This is a genomic window from Streptomyces beihaiensis (genome assembly GCF_026274175.1).
GTDB lineage: Bacteria > Actinomycetota > Actinomycetes > Streptomycetales > Streptomycetaceae > Streptomyces > Streptomyces beihaiensis.
Genome location: NZ_JAPHNL010000057.1, coordinates 44,243 through 60,605, shown reverse-complemented (window position 1 = coordinate 60,605; position 16,363 = coordinate 44,243). Strand labels below are relative to the sequence as shown.

Annotated in this window: 16 protein-coding genes; 8 read left to right on the top strand and 8 right to left on the bottom strand. The window is 72.7% G+C overall.

Annotated elements, in window-relative coordinates; all coding sequences use genetic code 11:
* Positions 1 to 75: 75 nt before the first annotated feature.
* Positions 76 to 1,095: a Gfo/Idh/MocA family protein gene (locus OFY01_RS07625; RefSeq protein WP_266597599.1), complete on the bottom strand. Its 1,020-nt coding sequence runs from the start codon at positions 1,093 to 1,095 to the stop codon at positions 76 to 78.
* Positions 1,096 to 1,237: 142 nt separating this feature from the next.
* On the opposite strand from OFY01_RS07625, the gene OFY01_RS07620 reads away from it, so the two are divergent.
* The 3 genes from OFY01_RS07620 to OFY01_RS07610 are packed head-to-tail and all read left to right on the top strand — an operon-like array spanning position 1,238 to position 4,793.
* Entirely contained in the window at positions 1,238 to 2,608 is a 1,371-nt protein-coding gene (locus tag OFY01_RS07620) for a multidrug effflux MFS transporter (RefSeq protein WP_266597597.1), read from the top strand.
* A gap of 11 nt (positions 2,609 to 2,619) precedes the next feature.
* Complete coding sequence (locus OFY01_RS07615) at positions 2,620 to 3,756, top strand: serine hydrolase domain-containing protein (RefSeq protein ID WP_407700295.1); 1,137 nt, start codon at positions 2,620 to 2,622, stop codon at positions 3,754 to 3,756.
* Positions 3,753 to 4,793: a small ribosomal subunit Rsm22 family protein gene (locus OFY01_RS07610; RefSeq protein WP_266597595.1), complete on the top strand. Its 1,041-nt coding sequence runs from the start codon at positions 3,753 to 3,755 to the stop codon at positions 4,791 to 4,793. The genes OFY01_RS07615 and OFY01_RS07610 overlap by 4 nt, the downstream gene beginning before the upstream one ends.
* A 224-nt stretch (positions 4,794 to 5,017) precedes the next feature.
* On the opposite strand, the gene ddaH is transcribed toward OFY01_RS07610, so the two are convergent.
* On the bottom strand, positions 5,018 to 5,848 hold the full coding sequence (gene ddaH / locus OFY01_RS07605) for a dimethylargininase (RefSeq protein ID WP_407700294.1): 831 nt from the start codon (positions 5,846 to 5,848) through the stop codon (positions 5,018 to 5,020).
* Positions 5,849 to 6,007: 159 nt separating this feature from the next.
* Between ddaH and OFY01_RS07600 the strand changes: the two genes are divergently transcribed.
* Both OFY01_RS07600 and OFY01_RS07595 read left to right on the top strand, forming a co-directional pair.
* Complete coding sequence (locus OFY01_RS07600; RefSeq protein WP_266597593.1) at positions 6,008 to 6,781, top strand: TetR/AcrR family transcriptional regulator; 774 nt, start codon at positions 6,008 to 6,010, stop codon at positions 6,779 to 6,781.
* Positions 6,782 to 6,950: 169 nt separating this feature from the next.
* Positions 6,951 to 7,715: a bifunctional DNA primase/polymerase gene (locus OFY01_RS07595; protein ID WP_266597592.1), complete on the top strand. Its 765-nt coding sequence runs from the start codon at positions 6,951 to 6,953 to the stop codon at positions 7,713 to 7,715.
* Positions 7,716 to 7,817: 102 nt separating this feature from the next.
* Here OFY01_RS07595 and OFY01_RS07590 read toward each other — a convergent pair whose 3' ends face one another.
* The 4 genes from OFY01_RS07590 to efeO all read right to left on the bottom strand — a co-directional run bounded on the left by OFY01_RS07590 (position 7,818) and on the right by efeO (position 12,291).
* Positions 7,818 to 8,804 (bottom strand): hypothetical protein, encoded by a 987-nt coding sequence (locus OFY01_RS07590; protein ID WP_266597590.1) that lies wholly within the window; start codon positions 8,802 to 8,804, stop codon positions 7,818 to 7,820.
* Positions 8,805 to 8,900: 96 nt separating this feature from the next.
* Entirely contained in the window at positions 8,901 to 9,749 is an 849-nt protein-coding gene (gene efeU, locus OFY01_RS07585) for an iron uptake transporter permease EfeU (protein ID WP_266597588.1), read from the bottom strand.
* A 3-nt stretch (positions 9,750 to 9,752) separates the two neighbouring features.
* Positions 9,753 to 11,102: an iron uptake transporter deferrochelatase/peroxidase subunit gene (efeB, locus tag OFY01_RS07580; protein ID WP_266597586.1), complete on the bottom strand. Its 1,350-nt coding sequence runs from the start codon at positions 11,100 to 11,102 to the stop codon at positions 9,753 to 9,755.
* 46 nt (positions 11,103 to 11,148) lie between these two features.
* Positions 11,149 to 12,291 carry an iron uptake system protein EfeO gene (gene efeO, locus OFY01_RS07575; protein WP_266597584.1) on the bottom strand — a complete coding sequence of 381 codons (1,143 nt, stop codon included), beginning with the start codon at positions 12,289 to 12,291 and terminating at the stop codon, positions 11,149 to 11,151.
* A 241-nt stretch (positions 12,292 to 12,532) separates the two neighbouring features.
* On the opposite strand from efeO, the gene OFY01_RS07570 reads away from it, so the two are divergent.
* The gene (locus tag OFY01_RS07570; protein ID WP_266597621.1) at positions 12,533 to 13,219 is read left to right on the top strand and encodes a PhzF family phenazine biosynthesis protein; all 687 of its coding nucleotides are present in this window, start codon (positions 12,533 to 12,535) and stop codon (positions 13,217 to 13,219) included.
* On the opposite strand, the gene OFY01_RS07565 is transcribed toward OFY01_RS07570, so the two are convergent.
* Both OFY01_RS07565 and map read right to left on the bottom strand, forming a co-directional pair.
* A complete protein-coding gene (locus OFY01_RS07565; RefSeq protein ID WP_266597582.1) occupies positions 13,182 to 13,832 on the bottom strand; it encodes a biliverdin-producing heme oxygenase in 651 nt (216 codons plus the stop codon). The genes OFY01_RS07570 and OFY01_RS07565 overlap by 38 nt on opposite strands.
* A 224-nt stretch (positions 13,833 to 14,056) precedes the next feature.
* Entirely contained in the window at positions 14,057 to 14,920 is an 864-nt protein-coding gene (gene map, locus OFY01_RS07560) for a type I methionyl aminopeptidase (RefSeq protein ID WP_266597580.1), read from the bottom strand.
* A 66-nt stretch (positions 14,921 to 14,986) separates the two neighbouring features.
* Between map and OFY01_RS07555 the strand changes: the two genes are divergently transcribed.
* Positions 14,987 to 15,229: a hypothetical protein gene (locus tag OFY01_RS07555; protein WP_266597619.1), complete on the top strand. Its 243-nt coding sequence runs from the start codon at positions 14,987 to 14,989 to the stop codon at positions 15,227 to 15,229.
* Positions 15,230 to 15,618: 389 nt separating this feature from the next.
* Entirely contained in the window at positions 15,619 to 16,335 is a 717-nt protein-coding gene (gene npdG / locus OFY01_RS07550) for an NADPH-dependent F420 reductase (protein WP_266597578.1), read from the top strand.
* Positions 16,336 to 16,363: the final 28 nt, after the last annotated feature.

Here is a 16,363-nt window from a genome sequence, read left to right as displayed (position 1 = left end):
CGTACGTCGTGGCCGGCGGCACCGGTCGGCGGCACCGGTCGGCCGTGAGCTGGTGGGCCGGCGAGCCGGTGGGCGTCAGCGGGCCTCCCCGGGGTAGCGGACGCCGATCCGCTCCCGGACGGCGTCCAGCGTACGCATCACCGCCAGCGAGCCGGCCAACGGCACCACGGGCGACTCGGTCTCCTTCGCCCGCAGGCACCGCATCACCTCCAGCGCCTCGTGCCGCATCGAGTCCCGCGGCCCGTCCTGCGGTGCCGCCGTGAACTCCTCCGGCTCCCTGCCGTCCCGGTGCAGCACGAACCGGTCCGGGTGGAAGAAGCCGCCGGGCACGTCGATGCGGCCCGCCGAACCGGTCACCGAGGCCGTCACCCCCGTACCGGCGTTGATCGCGCAGTGCAGCACGGCCTGCGCCCCGCTCGCCCACGACAGCAGCATGCCGGTCTGCAGGTCCACGCCCTCCGGCGACAGCGCGGCCGACGCCGCCACCCGTTCCGGCTCTCCGAGCAGCAGGTGGGCGAAGGACACCGGGTACACACCGAGGTCGAGCGTCGCCCCGCCGCCCTGGGCCGGGTCCCGCAGCCGGTGCGCCGCGCCGAACGGTCCGGCGAGCCCGAAGTCGGCCTGCACCGTGCGGACCTCGCCCACGGCACCGTCGTCGACCAGCGCCTTGAGCCGCCGCACCAGCGGATGGCAGTACATCCACATCGCTTCCATCAGGAAGACGTCCTTCGCGCGGGCGAGGGCGACCAGCTCCTCGGCCTCGGGCGCGTTCAGCGTGAACGCCTTCTCGCACAGCACCGCCCGCCCCGCCTCAAGACAGAGCCCGGCCGCCGCCCGGTGCGCGGCGTGCGGAGCGGCGACGTACACCACGTCGACATCCCCGTCCGCGGCGAGCGCGTCCCAGCCGCCGTACGCGCGGCCGATCCCGAACCGGTCGGCGAACCGTGCCGCCGACTCCTCGGAGCGCGAGGCCACGGCCACCACCTCGGCGTCCGGCAGATCCAGCAGGTCCGCCGTGAACCTCGCGGCGATCCCGCCCGTCGAGAGGATCCCCCACCGCACCCGTTCGCCGGCCACCGACGCCCTCGTCGCCATGTCCGCCCGCCCTCCGGAAATTTGGTCTCGACCACTACGCCGAGCTGAGAACATAGGTCATCGCACGTACGGCGGGGAACGGTCAAGCCCGGCGGGCAGAGCGGGCAGAGCGGGCAGGGCGAAGGGGACAGGGAGTCACGGCATGGTGGCACGCAGCGGGAGCGACGGTGGCGCGCCGGGCACGACGCCCGGCACGGGGGCGGACGTGGTGGAGGAGCGGGCGCCGGGCGCGGCGGCCGTACGCACCGGGCTCCTCGTCACGCTCGTCCTCGGCGGGCTCACCGCCGTGCCCCCGCTCTCCATGGACATGTACCTCCCGGCCCTCCCGGAGGTCACCGGAGCCCTGCACACCTCCGCCGCCACCGCCCAGCTCACCCTCACCGCGTGTCTGACCGGCATGGCGCTCGGGCAGATGGTGGTCGGGCCCATGAGCGACAAGTGGGGCAGGCGGCGTCCGCTGTTGACCGGGCTCCTCGTCTACGTCGCCGCCACCGCCGTCTGCGCCGTCGCCCCGGAGGTCACGCTGCTCGTCGCCTTCCGGCTGCTCCAGGGCCTCGCGGGCGCCGCGGGCATAGTGATCGCCCGCGCCGTCGTCCGCGACCTGTACGACGGCGTGGCCATGGCGCGGTTCTTCTCCACGCTCATGCTGATCTCCGGTGTCGCCCCGATCGTCGCGCCACTGGTCGGCGGACAGGTGCTGCGCGTCACCGACTGGCGGGGCGTCTTCGTCGTGCTCACCGCCGTGGGCGTCGCACTCACCGGTCTCGTGTGGAAGTGCCTGCCGGAGACGCTGCCGCCCGAGCGGCGGCACGGCGGCGGCGTCGGGCAGGCGCTGCGCACCATGCGCGGTCTCGTCGCCGACCGTGTCTTCACCGGATACATGATCGCGGGCGGCTTCGCGTTCGCCGCGCTGTTCGCGTACATCTCCGCCTCCCCGTTCGTGATCCAGGAGATCTACGGGGCGTCGCCGCAGACCTTCAGCCTGCTGTTCGGGCTCAACTCGGTCGGCCTGATCGCCGTCGGCCAGCTCAACGGCAAGGTGCTCGTCGGGCGCGTCAGCCTCGACAAGGTGCTCGCCGTCGGCCTGAGCGTCATCGTCGTCGCCGCCGCTTTCCTGCTCCTCGTGGCCACCGGGGCGCTCGGCGGCCCTCACGAGCTGGGGCTCGTGCCGGTCGCCGTCGGCCTGTTCGTGCTCATGGCCGCCATGGGCACCGCCACCCCCAACACCAACGCGCTCGCCCTGATGCGCACCCCGCACGCCGCGGGCTCCGCCTCCGCGCTGCTCGGCACGTCGTCGTTCCTCATCGGCGCGATCGCCTCCCCTCTGGTGGGCGTCGCGGGCGAACACACCGCCGTACCGATGGCGCTCGTCCAGCTGCTGTGCGGACTCGCCGCGATCACCGCGTTCCTCACGCTGTGCCGCCCCTGGCGGCGCACGGCCGCCACGACCGACCCGACGGCCACGACGCCCCCCACCGCGGTGGCCCCGCGCCCGGAGGAGACACACCACTGAGCTCGCCACGACTGCGCCACGGCGCCCCCGAGCGGGCCGGGCTCGACCCGCACCGCCTCGACCGCCTCGTCCGGGACGTGAGCGCCCTGTCCGACGACCCCCACCCGTGGTGCGCGGGCGCGGTGCTGCTCGCCGGGCGCGGCTCCGTGATCGCCGCCGAGTCCGCCGCCGGCTGGGCGGTGCGGTACGCCGCGTACGACGAGACCACCGACCGCGGCGTCGAACTCCCCGCCGCCGAGCGCGTGCCGATGACCACGGACACACCCTTCGACCTGGCCTCGGTCACCAAGCTCTTCACCTCGATCGCCGCCGCGCAGCAGATCGAACGCGGCACCCTCGGCATCGACGCCGAGGTCGGCGCGTACGTCCCCGAGTTCACGGGGGCCGCCCGCGCCGGCGTCACCGTGCGCCAGCTGCTCACCCACACCTCGGGCCTGCGCCCCGAGCTCCCGCTGTACGACGCCCCCGACCCGGCCGCCCGGCTCGCGGCGCTGCACGCCGAGGCCCCGTCGGCGCCGCCCGGCACCTACCGCTACTCCGACCTCAACATGCTGCTGCTCCAGCACGTCCTGGAGCGGCGGACCGGGCGGCGGCTCGACGCCTTGATCCGGGACGGCATCACCCACCCCCTCGGCATGACCGCGACCGCCTTCGGGCCCTGCCCGGGTGCCGCCGCCACCGAGGACCAGCGGCGCCCCTGGGCCAAGGCCGACCGGGGGATGCTGCGCGGTGAGGTGCACGACGAGAACGCGTGGGCGCTCGGCGGTGTCGCCGGTCACGCGGGCCTGTTCTCCACGGCGTACGACCTCGCCGTCCTGTGCCGCACGCTGCTCAACGGCGGCTCGTACGGCACCGCCCGCATTCTCGGCCACGACCACGTCGCACTCATGCTGACGGCGCCGGGGCTCGGCTTCCGGGTCGATCAGCCGTGGTTCATGGGCGAGCTCGCCGGGCACGGTGCGGCCGGGCACTGCGGCTTCACCGGCACGTCGCTGGTGCTCGACCCGGCGACCGACACGTTCCTCGTGCTGCTCGCCACGACCGTCCACCCGCGGCGCCGCCCCGCCAACAGCGGTCCGCGCGAGGCCGCCGCCTCGCAGCTCGCGCGGGCCGTGGTGCCGCGGCGGCGCTTTAGGATTTCCGGGTGAACGCCCCGTACACCTCGTCCTCCGCAGAGCACACCGAGCCCCCCGAGGCGGCCGAGACGCTCCGCGCGGCCCTCGCCGGACTCCTCGACGGCCTCCCGCCCACGCAGGCGGCGCGCGCCGTCGACCGGCTCATCGCGAACTACCGGGGCACGACCCCGACCGGCGCGCCGATCCTGCGCGACCGGGCGGACGTCGTCGCCTACGCGGCGTACCGGATGCCCGCCACCTTCGAGGCGGTCGCCTCGGCGCTGCGGGCCCTGGCCGACGCGGCTCCGGCCGACTGGCGGCCCGGAAGCCATCTGGACATCGGCGGCGGCACCGGCGCGGCGGTGTGGGCGGCGCGGGACGCGTTCCCCGAAGCGCGGTCCACGACGGTACTCGACTGGTCCGAGCCGGCGCTCGCGCTGGGGCGTGAACTGGCGGCGGCGGACGAGGAGTTGAGCAAATCCGTGCGGTGGCAACGGGCCCGGATCGGCGCGGCGGAGCCGCTGCCGGGCGCCGACCTCGTCACCATCTCGTACGTCCTGAAGGAGCTGACGGAGGCCGACCGCGCGGCCGTCGTCGACGCGGCGGCCCGCGCGGCCACGGAGGCCACCGGTGCCGTGGCCGTCGTCGAACCCGGAACCCCGGACGGGTACGCGCGGATCATCGCCGCTCGGGACCGGCTGATCGCGGCGGGCCTGCGGGTCGCCGCGCCCTGCCCGCACAGCGCGACCTGCCCGATCGCGCCCGGCACGGACTGGTGCCACTTCTCGGTCAGGGTCAGCCGTTCCTCGCTGCACCGGCGGGTCAAGGGAGGAACGTTGGCGTACGAGGACGAGAAGTTCGCTTACGTGGTCGCTACGCGGTTCGAGCCGCGGCCCGTCGCCGCGAGGGTGGTGCGGCGGCCGCAGATGCGTAAGGGGCAGGTGCTGCTCGATCTCTGCGAGGCGCGGGGGGCGCTGGACCGGGTGACCGTGACCAAGAAGCACGGTGGGCTTTACAAGGAGGCACGGGGTGTGGAGTGGGGGGACGGCTGGGAGCAGCCGGGGAACTGACGGGGCCGGCCCACCGGGTGAGGGGGCGTTGCCGGGGTCGGCGGGTGGTGGGGCGCCCGCGGTTCCCCGCGCCGCTGAGACGCACGCCCTGCGCGGTGTCCCCCCGGAAGAGGCGCGGCGCGGACGCAGGCGTTCAAGAGCGCGGGCAACCGCGCGACCGGCCACTGCGAGAGCCGCACGCGCGAGGACGGCAGACGCCCCCCACGGTGCGTGCGGCCTCCGGTTCAGCGCAGCTCAAGCGTGCAGCACTTCACGCTGCCGCCGCCCTTGAGCAACTCGCCCAGGTCCATTCCGACGGGCTCGAAGCCCCGCTCCCGCAGTGGCTCGAACAGGCCGAGCGCCGCCTGCGGCAACAGCACCCGCCGCCCGTCCGACACGGCGTTCAGGCCCAGCGCCATCGCGGACGCCTCGTCGGCGATCAGCGCGTCGGGGAACATCCGCCGCAGCACCTCCTGGCTGCCCGGCGAGAACGCCGCCGGGTAGTACATGACCTCGTCGGCCGCGTCGTCGAGCACGGCGAGCGCCGTGTCCAGGTGGTAGAAGCGCGGGTCGACCAGGTCGAGCCCGATCACCGGCCGCCCGAAGAACTCCTGCGCCTCCCCGTGCGAGAGCGGCGACGCGCGGAACCCGCGCCCCGCCAGCACGTACGAGGCGGTGACGGCGAAGTCGCCCTCGCCCTCGTTGACGTGGACCGGCTCGCACACCTCGGCGTAACCGTGCGCGCGGAACCACTCCAGGTGGGCGGCGGCCTCCGGCTCCCGCTCCTGGTGGGCGAAACGGGCGCCGAGCACCCGCCCGTCGACCACGGTCGCCCCGTTCGCGGCGAAGACCATGTCGGGCAGGCCGGGCCGCGGGTCGAGCACCTCGACGACGTGGCCGAGGGAACGGTAGCGGTCGCGCAGGTCCTCCCACTGCGCGAGGGCGAGCGGGACGTCGACGGGTTTCGCCGGGTCCATCCACGGGTTGATCGAGTACGTGACCTTGAAGTGTGCCGGTGGGCACATCAGGTAGCGCCGGGGTGTGGCGCGGCGTGCGGTGCTACGCGTACTACGCAATGAGGGCTCCTCACCATCGCAGTGTGTGTGCCGGTGTGCTCGTGTGCTCATGGTGAGGCCTGAGCGGCTTCAGGTCTGCGATCCGAACGGGTGGTTCGTCGTACCGGTGACAGAGAGTGAGACGGTACGTCTCGGCTCGCAGCCTTGTACATTCGGGCCATGTCCGCCACCACACCGCCGAAGAAGCCGGGCCCCGACGCCGCCCGCCGCAGCGAGCGCTCCCGCCGCGCCATCTACGACGCCGCCCTCGCCCTCGTCGGCGAGATCGGGTACCCGCGGACCACCATCGAGGGCATCGCCACCCGGGCCGGGGTCGGCAAGCAGACGATCTACCGGTGGTGGGGATCGAAGGCCGAAGTGCTCATGGAAGCCTTCATCGACCTCGGGGAGCAGAACCGGCAGGCCGCCACCGGGCAGCACCCCGACCACCCTGACCGTCCCGACCACCCTGACCGTCCCGACCACTCCGGCCGTCCCGACCACTCCGGCCGTCCCGACCACTCCGGCCGTCCCGACCACTCCGGCCGTCTCGGCCACCCCCTCGCCCCGTCCGCGCTGCCCGACTCCGGCGACATCGAGGCCGACCTCAAACGCGTGCTGCGGGCGACCGTCGACGTACTCAAGGACCCCCGCTTCGAGGTGCCCGCCCGCGCACTCGCCGCCGAGGGCCTCGCCGACCGGACGTTCTGCGAGGAGTTCGTCGGCAAGCTCCTCATGCCCGGCCTCGACCTGTACGCCCAGCGGCTGCGCGCGGCCCAGGACGCCGGCCAGGTCCGCCCGGACGTCGACCCGCTCGTCGCCCGCGACCTGTTCTCCGGGCCGCTCGCCCAGCGCTGGCTGCAGAGCACGGGGCCGCTCGACCACGCCTACACGGACCGGCTCGTCGAGTACGCCCTGTACGGGATCAGCGCCCGCCCCGCGAAGCGCCCGTAGCCGCCGTGCCTGCCGCCCCCGGTGCCCCGAACGGGGACCGCCGCAACCGGAGGAGCAGGATGGTGGGACCATGGGAAACCCGGTTCACCCGGTGCTCGGACGTGGACCGGGATTCGGACTCGGACTCGGACTCGGACTCGGCACGACAGCGATGAGAAGTGAGGGGTAGATGGGCGCGGAGCAGGACCGCCGGTCGGGCGCGGACAGCGCGGCGGCCGGTCGCGGCGGACTCGGCCGGTTCGCCCAGTGGCTGCGGGCGGGCCGGGGCGGCCCGAAGGGGACCCCGGGGGGCGCCACCGCGGGGGACAGGGAGTCGCTGCTGCTCGCCGCTGCCGCCGCCGGGCTGCCGCTCGCCCCGGCCGCGTACCCGGCCGACTACCGCTGCTCGTGCAACCGCATCGGCTGCCCGACCCCGGGCCGCCACCCCGTCTCGTTCGCCTGGCAGACCCAGGCCACCACGGACCGCGCGCAGATCGAGCGGTGGGCCCGCAGCCAGCCGCAGGCGAACTTCATCACGGCGACCGGCATGCTCCACGACGTGCTCGACGTCCCGCTGGAGGCGGGCCGCGAGGCGCTCGAACGGCTCTTGGCGCGCGGTGTCGAGGTCGGCCCGGTGGTCGAGTCGGGCGGCGACCGCATGCTGTTCTTCACCGCGACCCGGGGCACGCCCGAGGACGAGGACGAGTGGTGGCCCTGCGAGCTGGACTGCCACCCCGAGACGATGGACGAACACCCCGGCATGCGCTGGCACTGCCGCGGCTCCTACGTCCTGGTGCCGCCGTCCCGGCTGCCGGGGGAGCGTTCGGTGACGTGGCTGCGCGGCCCCGAGCATCCGCTGCCCGACCCGCTGACACTCCTGGAGAGCCTCACGGACGCCTGCGCCCGCCACGTGGACGCGGCCACGGAAGCGGAGTACTCACCGGCCTGGCCGTGAGCCGCCCGGCCGCGGCCCGCTCCACGGCGACCGGCCCCGGCGCCGCCGGCCCGCTCGTGGCGAGCGCCCCGGCCGGGCCGGTCGTGCCGCTCCGAGCGGGGCTCACTCGCCCTCGGCGGACGTGACCCCCTCGACGCGCGACACCACGCGCACCCCGCCCCCGGCGGAGCCCTCGGCCGGGTCGAGGGCGGCCTGGCCGGACACGTACCCGTACGTCGCCGACTGCTTCGGGTCGCCCGTCATGAGCGCCTTCACTCCCGCGTCGACGGCGGGCAGATCGGTGCCCTTGGACGCGGTCAGCTTCTCGTAGCGACGCATCGCGAAGAAGACCAGCGCGCCGCCGTCCTCGGTGCGCAGTGCCACCGGGGCGTAACTGCCGGACGACAGCGGCTCGTCCATGAACTGGGTGGCCAGACCGGGGCGCGTGGCACGCTTCTCGCGGTTCTCGCGCCACACCGTGGTGAACGCGCCGGGCGCGAAACCGGCACCGCCGTTCTTGAGGTAACCGGTGTACTTGTCGCTCATGTCGGCGGGCTTCATCGCCAGGCCCGAGCCGCCCGGCGTGACCGCCTCGGCCCAGCCGTCCTTGTCCTTCCTGAAGGCGGGGACCGTGCCGTTCTTGAACAGCGTCAGGTACGACACCGCCCACGGCTGTTTCTCGTCGTCGCGGGTGAAGACCATGACCCAGCGGTAGCCGTTCAGCCGGTTGTTGGCGGTGTCGGCCACGAACCAGCGCGGCCAGCCCGCCTTCTTCGGCACCGTGAACTTGGCGTCGGTCAGCTTCAGCGGCTTGTGCGACGGATTGCCGTCCGGGTGCAGGGCATGCCCCGACTTGAGCTTGGCCGCGTCGATCGCGCCGAGCGACCCGGTGACGTACTTGGCGTCCGCGGACTGCTCGTACGTCCTGTCCGCCTTGTTGTACGCGGTCACGAAGGCGTCAAGGGCGCGGGAAGCCTGTGATTTCGTGGTCGTCGGGACGACCTCGAGCTCCCCGTGCACGGTCACGCATCCGCTCGCCGTGAGGGACAGCGTGACCGCGGCCGCGGCCATCGCCGCCGGGCGGCCGAGCCTGTTCAGGACCTCGCTCATGACGTTGACTTCACCTTCCCCTTCCCGGGGCCGAACCCTACCGGGAAGAGGCGACAGGCAGGGGCCGGGCCCCGGCGGACCAGGACCCCGGCGTGCTCAGGCCCCGGCGGACTCGGCGGCCCCCGCCCGAGCGCGCCGCGAGAGCAGCCCGGCCGGGGCGAAGAACAGCAGCAGCGTCGGCACCAGGTACACGCACCAGACGACGACCTGGAGCACGGTCGGGTCCGGCTGGAAGTTGAAGACGCCCTTCAGGAGCGTGCCCAGCCAGCCGTCCGGCGAGATCGTCGAGCTGATGTCGAAGGCCAGGTTGTTCAGGCCACCGATGAAGTTCGCCTCCTGGAGGTCGTGGAAGCCGTACGCGAGCACGCCCGCGGCGACCACGACCAGCATCGCGCCCGTCCACGTGAAGAACTTCGCCAGGTTGATGCGGAGCGCACCCCGGTAGAACAGCCAGCCAAGCACCACCGCCGTGGCCAGGCCGAGCAGCGCGCCGATCACCGGCTGCACCGTGCCGTCGCTGGTGGCGTGCACCGCGGTCCACACGAACAACGAGGTCTCCAGGCCCTCCCGGCCCACCGCGAGGAACGCGGTGACGACCAGCGCCGCCGTGCCCATCCGCAGCGCCGTGTCCAGCTTGCCGTGCAGTTCGGCCTTGAGGTGCCGGGCGGTGCGCCGCATCCAGAACACCATCCAGGTGACCAGGCCGACGGCGACGATCGACAGGGAGCCGCCGAGCCCCTCCTGCGCCTGGAACGTCATCTCCTGCGAGCCGAACTCCAGGCCCGCGCCGAAGGCCAGCGCCACGAACACGGCGGCCGAGATGCCGATCCACACCGGCTTCAGGGCGTCCCTGCGCTCGGTCTTCACCAGGTACGCGACGAGGATGCAGACGATCAGACTCGCCTCAAGACCCTCGCGCAGACCGATCAGATAGTTCGCGAACATCCTTCAGGCACCCTTCTCGTCCATCGTGTCCGTGGGCTTCTCGAAGAGCGCGCGGCCCCACCAGTCGTCGCCGTCCCTGACACCCGCCGGGACCGCGAAGACCGCCGAACCCACGTGCTGGATGTACTCGTTGAGCGCGTCGTGCGCGGAGAGCTTGCGCTGCAGCGGGATGAACCCCTGGCGCACGTCCCGCTGGTACGCGATGAAGAACAGGCCGGCGTCGAGCCGCCCGAGCCCGTCCGTGCCGTCGGTGAAGGAGTAGCCGCGGCGCAGGATCGTGATGCCGTCGTTGGCGTCCGGGTGCGCGAGCCGCACGTGCGCGGTCGGCTTCATCGCCTTCAGGAACGGCTTGTCGCGTTCGTGAGCCTTGCCGACCGGGGCACCGGTGCCCTTGTCGCGACCGAAGACGTCCTCCTGCTCCCGCAGCGACGCACGGTCCCAGGTCTCGATGTTCATCCGGATGCGCCGGGCGACCAGATAGGAGCCGCCGGACATCCAGGCCGACTTGGCGTCGGTGTCGGCATCCTGCACCCACACGTGCTTGTTCAGGCGATCGGTCTCGGTGCCCGCGATGTTGTCGGTGCCGTCCTTGAAGCCCATCAGATTGCGCGGCGTCTGCGCGTCCGGCGTCGTCGAGGACGTCTTGCCGAAGCCGAGCTGCGACCAGCGGATGGCGACCTTGCCGAAGCCGATCCGGGCCAGGTTGCGGATGGCGTGCACCGCGACCTGCGGGTCGTCGGCGCACGCCTGGATGCACAGGTCACCGCCGCTGCGGGTCTTCTCCAGGTTGTCGCCCGCGAACCTCGGCAGGTCGACGAGGGCCTCGGGCCGCCGGTCCGCGATCTGGAACGCCTTGCCGTGCCGGTCGAAGAGCGAGGGCCCGAACCCGATGGTCAGCGTGAGGCGTGACGGCTTGAGGCCGAGCGCCTCACCGGTGTCGTCCGGCGGCGCCTCGGGCAGCCCGCCGTACGCGCCGTCACCGACGGTGTGCGCCTGCGTCATCCGGGCGGCGGCCTTCGTCCAGTCCTTGAGGAGCTGGACGAACGCGTCGCGGTCGTCGGTCGTCACGTCGAACGCCGCGAAGTGCAGCCGGTCCTGGACGGCCGTGGCGATGCCCGCCTGGTGCGCGCCGTGGAAGGCGACGGCGCCACCCATCTCGGCGGCGGTCTTCATCATGTCGTCGCCGTCGTCGCCGCCGGAACGGGTCAGGGCGACGGCGCCACCCGCGGCCGCGGCCCCGAGCGCCAGCCCGGCTCCGCCGACGGCCAGCAGCGCCCGACGGGACGGGGCGGCGGAAGCAGGGGGTTCGCTCCTCGAAGCAGGGGATTCGGTCTTCGGCGCGTCCTGCGACATGGTGGTCTCCTCCGTGTCCTTACGACTCACTGGCTTCACTCGTCGCCTACTTCACGACCGCGGCGGCCAGCTTCGACAGCGGCTCCGCGAGAGCGTTGACGGCGTCGGACAGCTCCTTGCGCTGCTGCTTGCCGACCTTGTCGTAGGAGATGAAGTCGTAACCGCCCTTGTCCTGGCGGTACTTGTCGAGCAGCGTGTCCAGGGCGGCGAACTGCTTGTCGAGCTCCTTGGCGAGGGCCGGGTCGTTCTTGGCGGCGACCGGCTTGAGCAGGTCGTACGCCTTCTCCGCGCCCTCCACGTTGGCCTTGAAGTCGACCAGGTCGGTGTGCGAGTAGCGCTCCTCCTCGCCGGTGACCTTGCCGGTGGCGACCTCGTCGAGCAGTTCCTTGGCGCCGTTGGCCATCGAGGTGGGCGTGATGACCGCCTTGCCGACCCGCTGCTGCCAGTTCCTGAGGTCCTTGTCGAGCTGCGTGGCCAGCGCCTTCTCGTCCGCGCCGATCTTCTTGTCCTGCCACAGCGCCTTCTCCAGGCGGTGCCAGCCGGTCCACTTCTGGCCCTGTTCGAGGCCGTCGGCGCGGGTGTCGGTCTTCGGGTCGATGTTCCCGAACGACTCGGCGATCGGCTCGGTGCGCTCCCAGCCGATGCGCGAGGGCGCGTACGCCTTCTTCGCGCCCGCCAGGTCGCCCTTGCGGATCGCGTCGGTGAACGTCTTCACCTTCGGCAGCGTCTGGTCGGCCTGCTCCTGCGCGTAGGTGCGGTAGTCGGCGACGGCCTTGTCCAGGCGCGGGTCGCGCTCGGCGACGGTGCCGCCGGTGGCCGTCACGTCCTGGCGGTGGCCCTTGCCCTTCATGCCGGGGACGCAGGCGATGCGGTAGGAGCCGCTCTTCACCTCGGCGGTCAGGCTCGACTTGGTACCCGGGCCGATGTTCTCGCGCTCGGAGACGATGCGGTCGTCGGGGAAGAGCAGTTCGACCTCGGTGACCCGGGAGCCCTTGTTCTCGATGGCGAGCTGGACGTGCCCGGCGGGAAACTTCGTCGTGGACACCTTGCACGCGTCGTCGGTCGCGGTCACCTTGACGGCGCCGGAGCCGTCGGCCTCGGCGTCGCTCTTCTGGGTGCAGCCCGTGACGGCGGTCAGCGCCGTGACCGTGGCGACGGCGGTGGCGGCGGAGAGGCGGACGGCTCGCATGCGGGCTCCCGGTAGGTACACAGCTTTATTTAGGCGAACCTAACTTATATGAGGCTTGCCTAAGTACTGCCCACTGGGGTCGTGATTCACCTCTCATCCGAGTCCGCACCGGCGGCGGGGCCGCGGCGGTGCGTGGTTCACTGCCCCGGTGAACGACGTCACCGAGACCGAGACCGAGGTCGGGACCGAGACCGAGGTCGGGACCGAGGCCGGGGCGAGGACCTGGGCCGGGACCGGCGTACTGGCCGAGTACGACGTGCTGGCCGTCTTCTGTGGCCCCGACGGCCGGTACGGCAACGAGCTCGGGGTCGTCCGCGACGGCTCGCGCATGCCGGACCGGACCGACCGTCAGGCCTTCGCGGGCAGACTCGGCTTCAGCGAGACCGTGTTCGTCGACGATCCCGAGCGCGGTGCGATCGACATCTACACGCCGACCCTGCGCCTCCCGTTCGCCGGGCATCCCTGCGTCGGCACGGCCTGGCTGCTCGACGTGCCCGAACTCGTCGTGCCCGCGGGCGTCGTCGGGGCCCGGCTCGACGGCGAGTTCAGCTGGATCGAGGCGCGCCCCGAGTGGGCGCCGCCGCGCACCCTGCGGCAGTACGGGTCCGCCGCCGAGGTGGACGCGCTGGCGGTACCCGCCCCGGGGGAGTGGATCTACGCGTGGGCGTGGGAGGACGAGGCGGCGGGCCGGGTGCGGGCCCGCGGCTTCCCCGGCCGCGACGACGGCATCGTGGAGGACGAGGCGACCGGGGCGGCGGCGCTGCTCCTGACGCACGAGCTGGGCCGCGCCCTCAACGTCCGCCAGGGGCGCGGCTCGCAGCTCCTGACGGCCCCGCAGCCGGACGGGCTGATCGAGGTCGGCGGCCGGGTGCGGCTCGGCCGATCAGCGTCTACGCGGCCGGCCGGAACTCCTCGCCCAGCGCCCTGAACACATCGGTGTTCAGGGCGAAGGCCCGCTTGCACTCCGCCACGACGCGCTGCTTCTCCAGCTCGTCGACGCCGATCCCGTCGAGCAGCTCGCGGTAACTCCGCTTGAACGCCGCCGGGTTGCCCACGCCCTCGAAGACGTAGAACCGCACCCCGTCGCCCTTGCGCGCGAACCCCCACGTCCGCTCCGCCTTGTCGCGGATGATCTGGCCGCCGGACAGGTCGCCCAGGTAACGGGTGTAGTGGTGCGCCACATAGCCGCCCGGCCAGGACGCCGCGCAGTGCGCGACCCGGTCCGCGTACACCCGCGTCGCGGGCAGCGCCGACACCGTCTCCCGCCAGTCCGCGCCCCGCAGATGCGCGAGGTCGCGCTCCAGCTCGGGCACGCGCAGCAGCTCCGGCCGGATGAAGGGCCCGGCGACCGGGTCGTCGGCGAGTCGCTCCGCCGCGTCCTCCAGCGCCCGGTACACGAACCACAGCTGCTCGGTGTAGCGGGCGTACGCGTCCACGCCCAGCGCGCCGCCCAGCAGGTCGCTCATGAACGTCGAGGTCTCGGCCTCGGTGTGCTGTGCGTGCGACGCGGTGCGGATGAGCGTGGAGAACGGGGTGTCCATGGGGAAAGGACCTCTCTTGGTTTCCCGTCTTGGTTTTCCGACGGTCTGTCGGTAAAAGAGCTTACCCGTTTCCCGACAGGTTGTCGGCAAAAACTTCCGCACACGGGACGCGGAGCACGGACGCGGAGCACGGACGCGGAGCACCGAACAGCGCGAAGCCCGCCCCTCGAAGGAAGGAGGGACGGGCTTCGCGTACGCCGGGGGAGGGGAGGGGAGGGGAGGGGTCAGGGCAGCGTCAGGATCTCCGCGCCGCTGTCGGTGACGACGAGCGTGTGCTCGAACTGCGCCGTCCGCTTACGGTCCTTGGTCACGACGGTCCATCCGTCGTCCCACATGTCGTATTCATACGTGCCGAGGGTCAGCATCGGCTCGATCGTGAACGTCATGCCGGGCTGCATCACGGTCGTCGCGTGCGGCGAGTCGTAGTGCGGGACGATCAGGCCGCTGTGGAACGACGTGTTGATGCCGTGCCCGGTGAAGTCCCGTACGACCCCGTACCCGAAGCGCTTGGCGTACGACTCGATGACCCGGCCGATGATGTTGATCTGGCGGCCCGGCTTCACGGCCTTGATGGCGCGGGCGAGGGACTCGCGGGTCCGCTCGACGAGCAGCTTCGACTCCTCGTCGACCTCGCCGACGAGGTACGTGGCGTTGTTGTCGCCGTGCACGCCGCCGATGTACGCCGTCACGTCGAGGTTGATGATGTCGCCGTCGCGCAGCACCGTGGAGTCCGGGATGCCGTGGCAGATGACCTCGTTGACGCTCGTGCACAGCGATTTCGGGAAGCCGCGGTAGCCGAGCGTGGACGGGTAGGCGCCGTGGTCGCACATGTACGCGTGGGCGATCCGGTCCAGCTCGTCCGTCGTGACACCCGGCGCGATGGCCTTCGCGGCCTCGGCCATGGCCTGCGCCGCGATCCGTCCGGCGATCCGCATCGCCTCGATCGTCTCCGGGGTCTGCACCTCGGGTCCCTTGTACGGGGTCGGCGCGGGCTTGCCGACGTACTCGGGGCGCCGGATGGCACCGGGAACGGAACGGGTGGGGGAGATCTCCCCCGGCACGAGCAGTGACTGCGACTGGGCGGACATGCCAGCGAGTGTAACGAGCGCCGGTGGGGGAGCATGGCCCTGACGACCTCAGGAGAGGAGCGGGCCGTGGCCCTGTTCAAGAAGCGGACCGTAGGCAAGCCCGGCGAGTGGTTCTACTGCCTGAAGCACCACAAGGCCGAGGAGGGCCCCGAGTGCCCCTCCAAGGACCGGTTCGGTCCGTACGCGTCCCGCGCGGAGGCGGAACACGCGATGGAGACCGCGCGCGAACGGAACCTCGAATGGGAGAACGACCCGCGCTGGAACGACGACACGTCGGGGCGCGGCCAGGACGGCGACCAGGCGCCGTAGTGGCCGGGCGTCCTCGTCGGCCGCGGGTCAGTCGTGGCCGCGCGCGGTTCCCGGGGATCGCCCTCCCTCCGTGATCGACCACCTCCTCGGCGGCGGCGCCGTCAGCCGGTCCGCCCGCCGGGGCGGCTGGTCCCGGACGGCTGGTCCCGGGGGGCGGCGCCGCCCCGCCTCCCCCCGGGCGGAGACGGGCGGCGCCGCATACGCCCCGGCTGCGGCCGTAGTGACCGGGTGCCGCGCCTTGCCCCGGCGACGCTCTCCGCGCCACGCCGCGTGCGGCGTCGGCGCCGGCTCGGGCGTGCCCGACCAGGTGGACTCGGCCACCGGGTCCCGGCGAGTTCGCCCGAACTCCGCCCGAACTCCGCCTGAACGGGGCCGACTAAAGTCACCGCATGACCTCTACTGAAAGCACCCAGCAGGCCCCCGCGAAGGCCCCGGCGAAGGACCCCTGGGACCTCCCGGACGTGTCCGGTCTCGTGGTCGGCGTGCTCGGCGGCACCGGCCCCCAGGGCAAGGGCCTCGCCTACCGGTTCGCCCGCGCGGGCCAGAAGGTGATCATCGGCTCCCGCGCCGCCGAGCGCGCTCAGGCGGCGGCGGACGAACTCGGCCTGGGCATCGAGGGCGCCGACAACGCCGAGTGCGCGCGGCGCAGCGACATCGTGATCGTGGCCGTGCCCTGGGAGGGGCACGGGGCGACGCTGGACGCCCTGCGCGACGAGCTGTCCGGCAAACTGGTCGTCGACTGCGTCAACCCGCTCGGCTTCGACAAGAAGGGCGCGTACGCGCTCAAGCCCGAGGAGGGCAGCGCCGCGCAGCAGGCCGCGGCCCTGCTCCCGGACGCGCGTGTCACCGCCGCCTTCCACCACCTGTCCGCCGTGCTGCTCGCCGATCCGGAGATCGACGAGATCGACACGGACGTGATGGTGCTCGGCGAGAGCCGCGCGGACACGGACATCGTGCAGGCGCTCGCCGCCCGCATCCCCGGCATGCGGGGCGTCTTCGCGGGTCGGCTCAGGAACGCCCACCAGGTCGAGTCGCTGGTCGCGAACCTGATCTCGGTGAACCGCCGCTACAAGGCCCACGCGGGCCTGCGGATCACGGACGTGTGACGGGCGGGCGCGTACGTACGACCGGCCC

Excerpts from the sequence above, each read along its gene's own strand:
- efeU (WP_266597588.1), bottom strand. The coding sequence starts at position 9,749 with ATGTTCGCGAACTATCTGATCGGTCTGCGCGAGGGTCTTGAGGCGAGT.
- OFY01_RS07595 (WP_266597592.1), top strand. The coding sequence starts at position 6,951 with ATGGGCGCGGAGCAGGACCGCCGGTCGGGCGCGGACAGCGCGGCGGCC.
- OFY01_RS07620 (WP_266597597.1), top strand. The coding sequence starts at position 1,238 with ATGGTGGCACGCAGCGGGAGCGACGGTGGCGCGCCGGGCACGACGCCC.
- map (WP_266597580.1), bottom strand. The coding sequence starts at position 14,920 with ATGTCCGCCCAGTCGCAGTCACTGCTCGTGCCGGGGGAGATCTCCCCC.
- npdG (WP_266597578.1), top strand. The coding sequence starts at position 15,619 with ATGACCTCTACTGAAAGCACCCAGCAGGCCCCCGCGAAGGCCCCGGCG.
- efeB (WP_266597586.1), bottom strand. The coding sequence starts at position 11,102 with ATGTCGCAGGACGCGCCGAAGACCGAATCCCCTGCTTCGAGGAGCGAA.
- efeO (WP_266597584.1), bottom strand. The coding sequence starts at position 12,291 with ATGCGAGCCGTCCGCCTCTCCGCCGCCACCGCCGTCGCCACGGTCACG.
- OFY01_RS07600 (WP_266597593.1), top strand. The coding sequence starts at position 6,008 with ATGTCCGCCACCACACCGCCGAAGAAGCCGGGCCCCGACGCCGCCCGC.
- OFY01_RS07590 (WP_266597590.1), bottom strand. The coding sequence starts at position 8,804 with ATGAGCGAGGTCCTGAACAGGCTCGGCCGCCCGGCGGCGATGGCCGCG.
- OFY01_RS07565 (WP_266597582.1), bottom strand. The coding sequence starts at position 13,832 with ATGGACACCCCGTTCTCCACGCTCATCCGCACCGCGTCGCACGCACAG.
- OFY01_RS07625 (WP_266597599.1), bottom strand. The coding sequence starts at position 1,095 with ATGGCGACGAGGGCGTCGGTGGCCGGCGAACGGGTGCGGTGGGGGATC.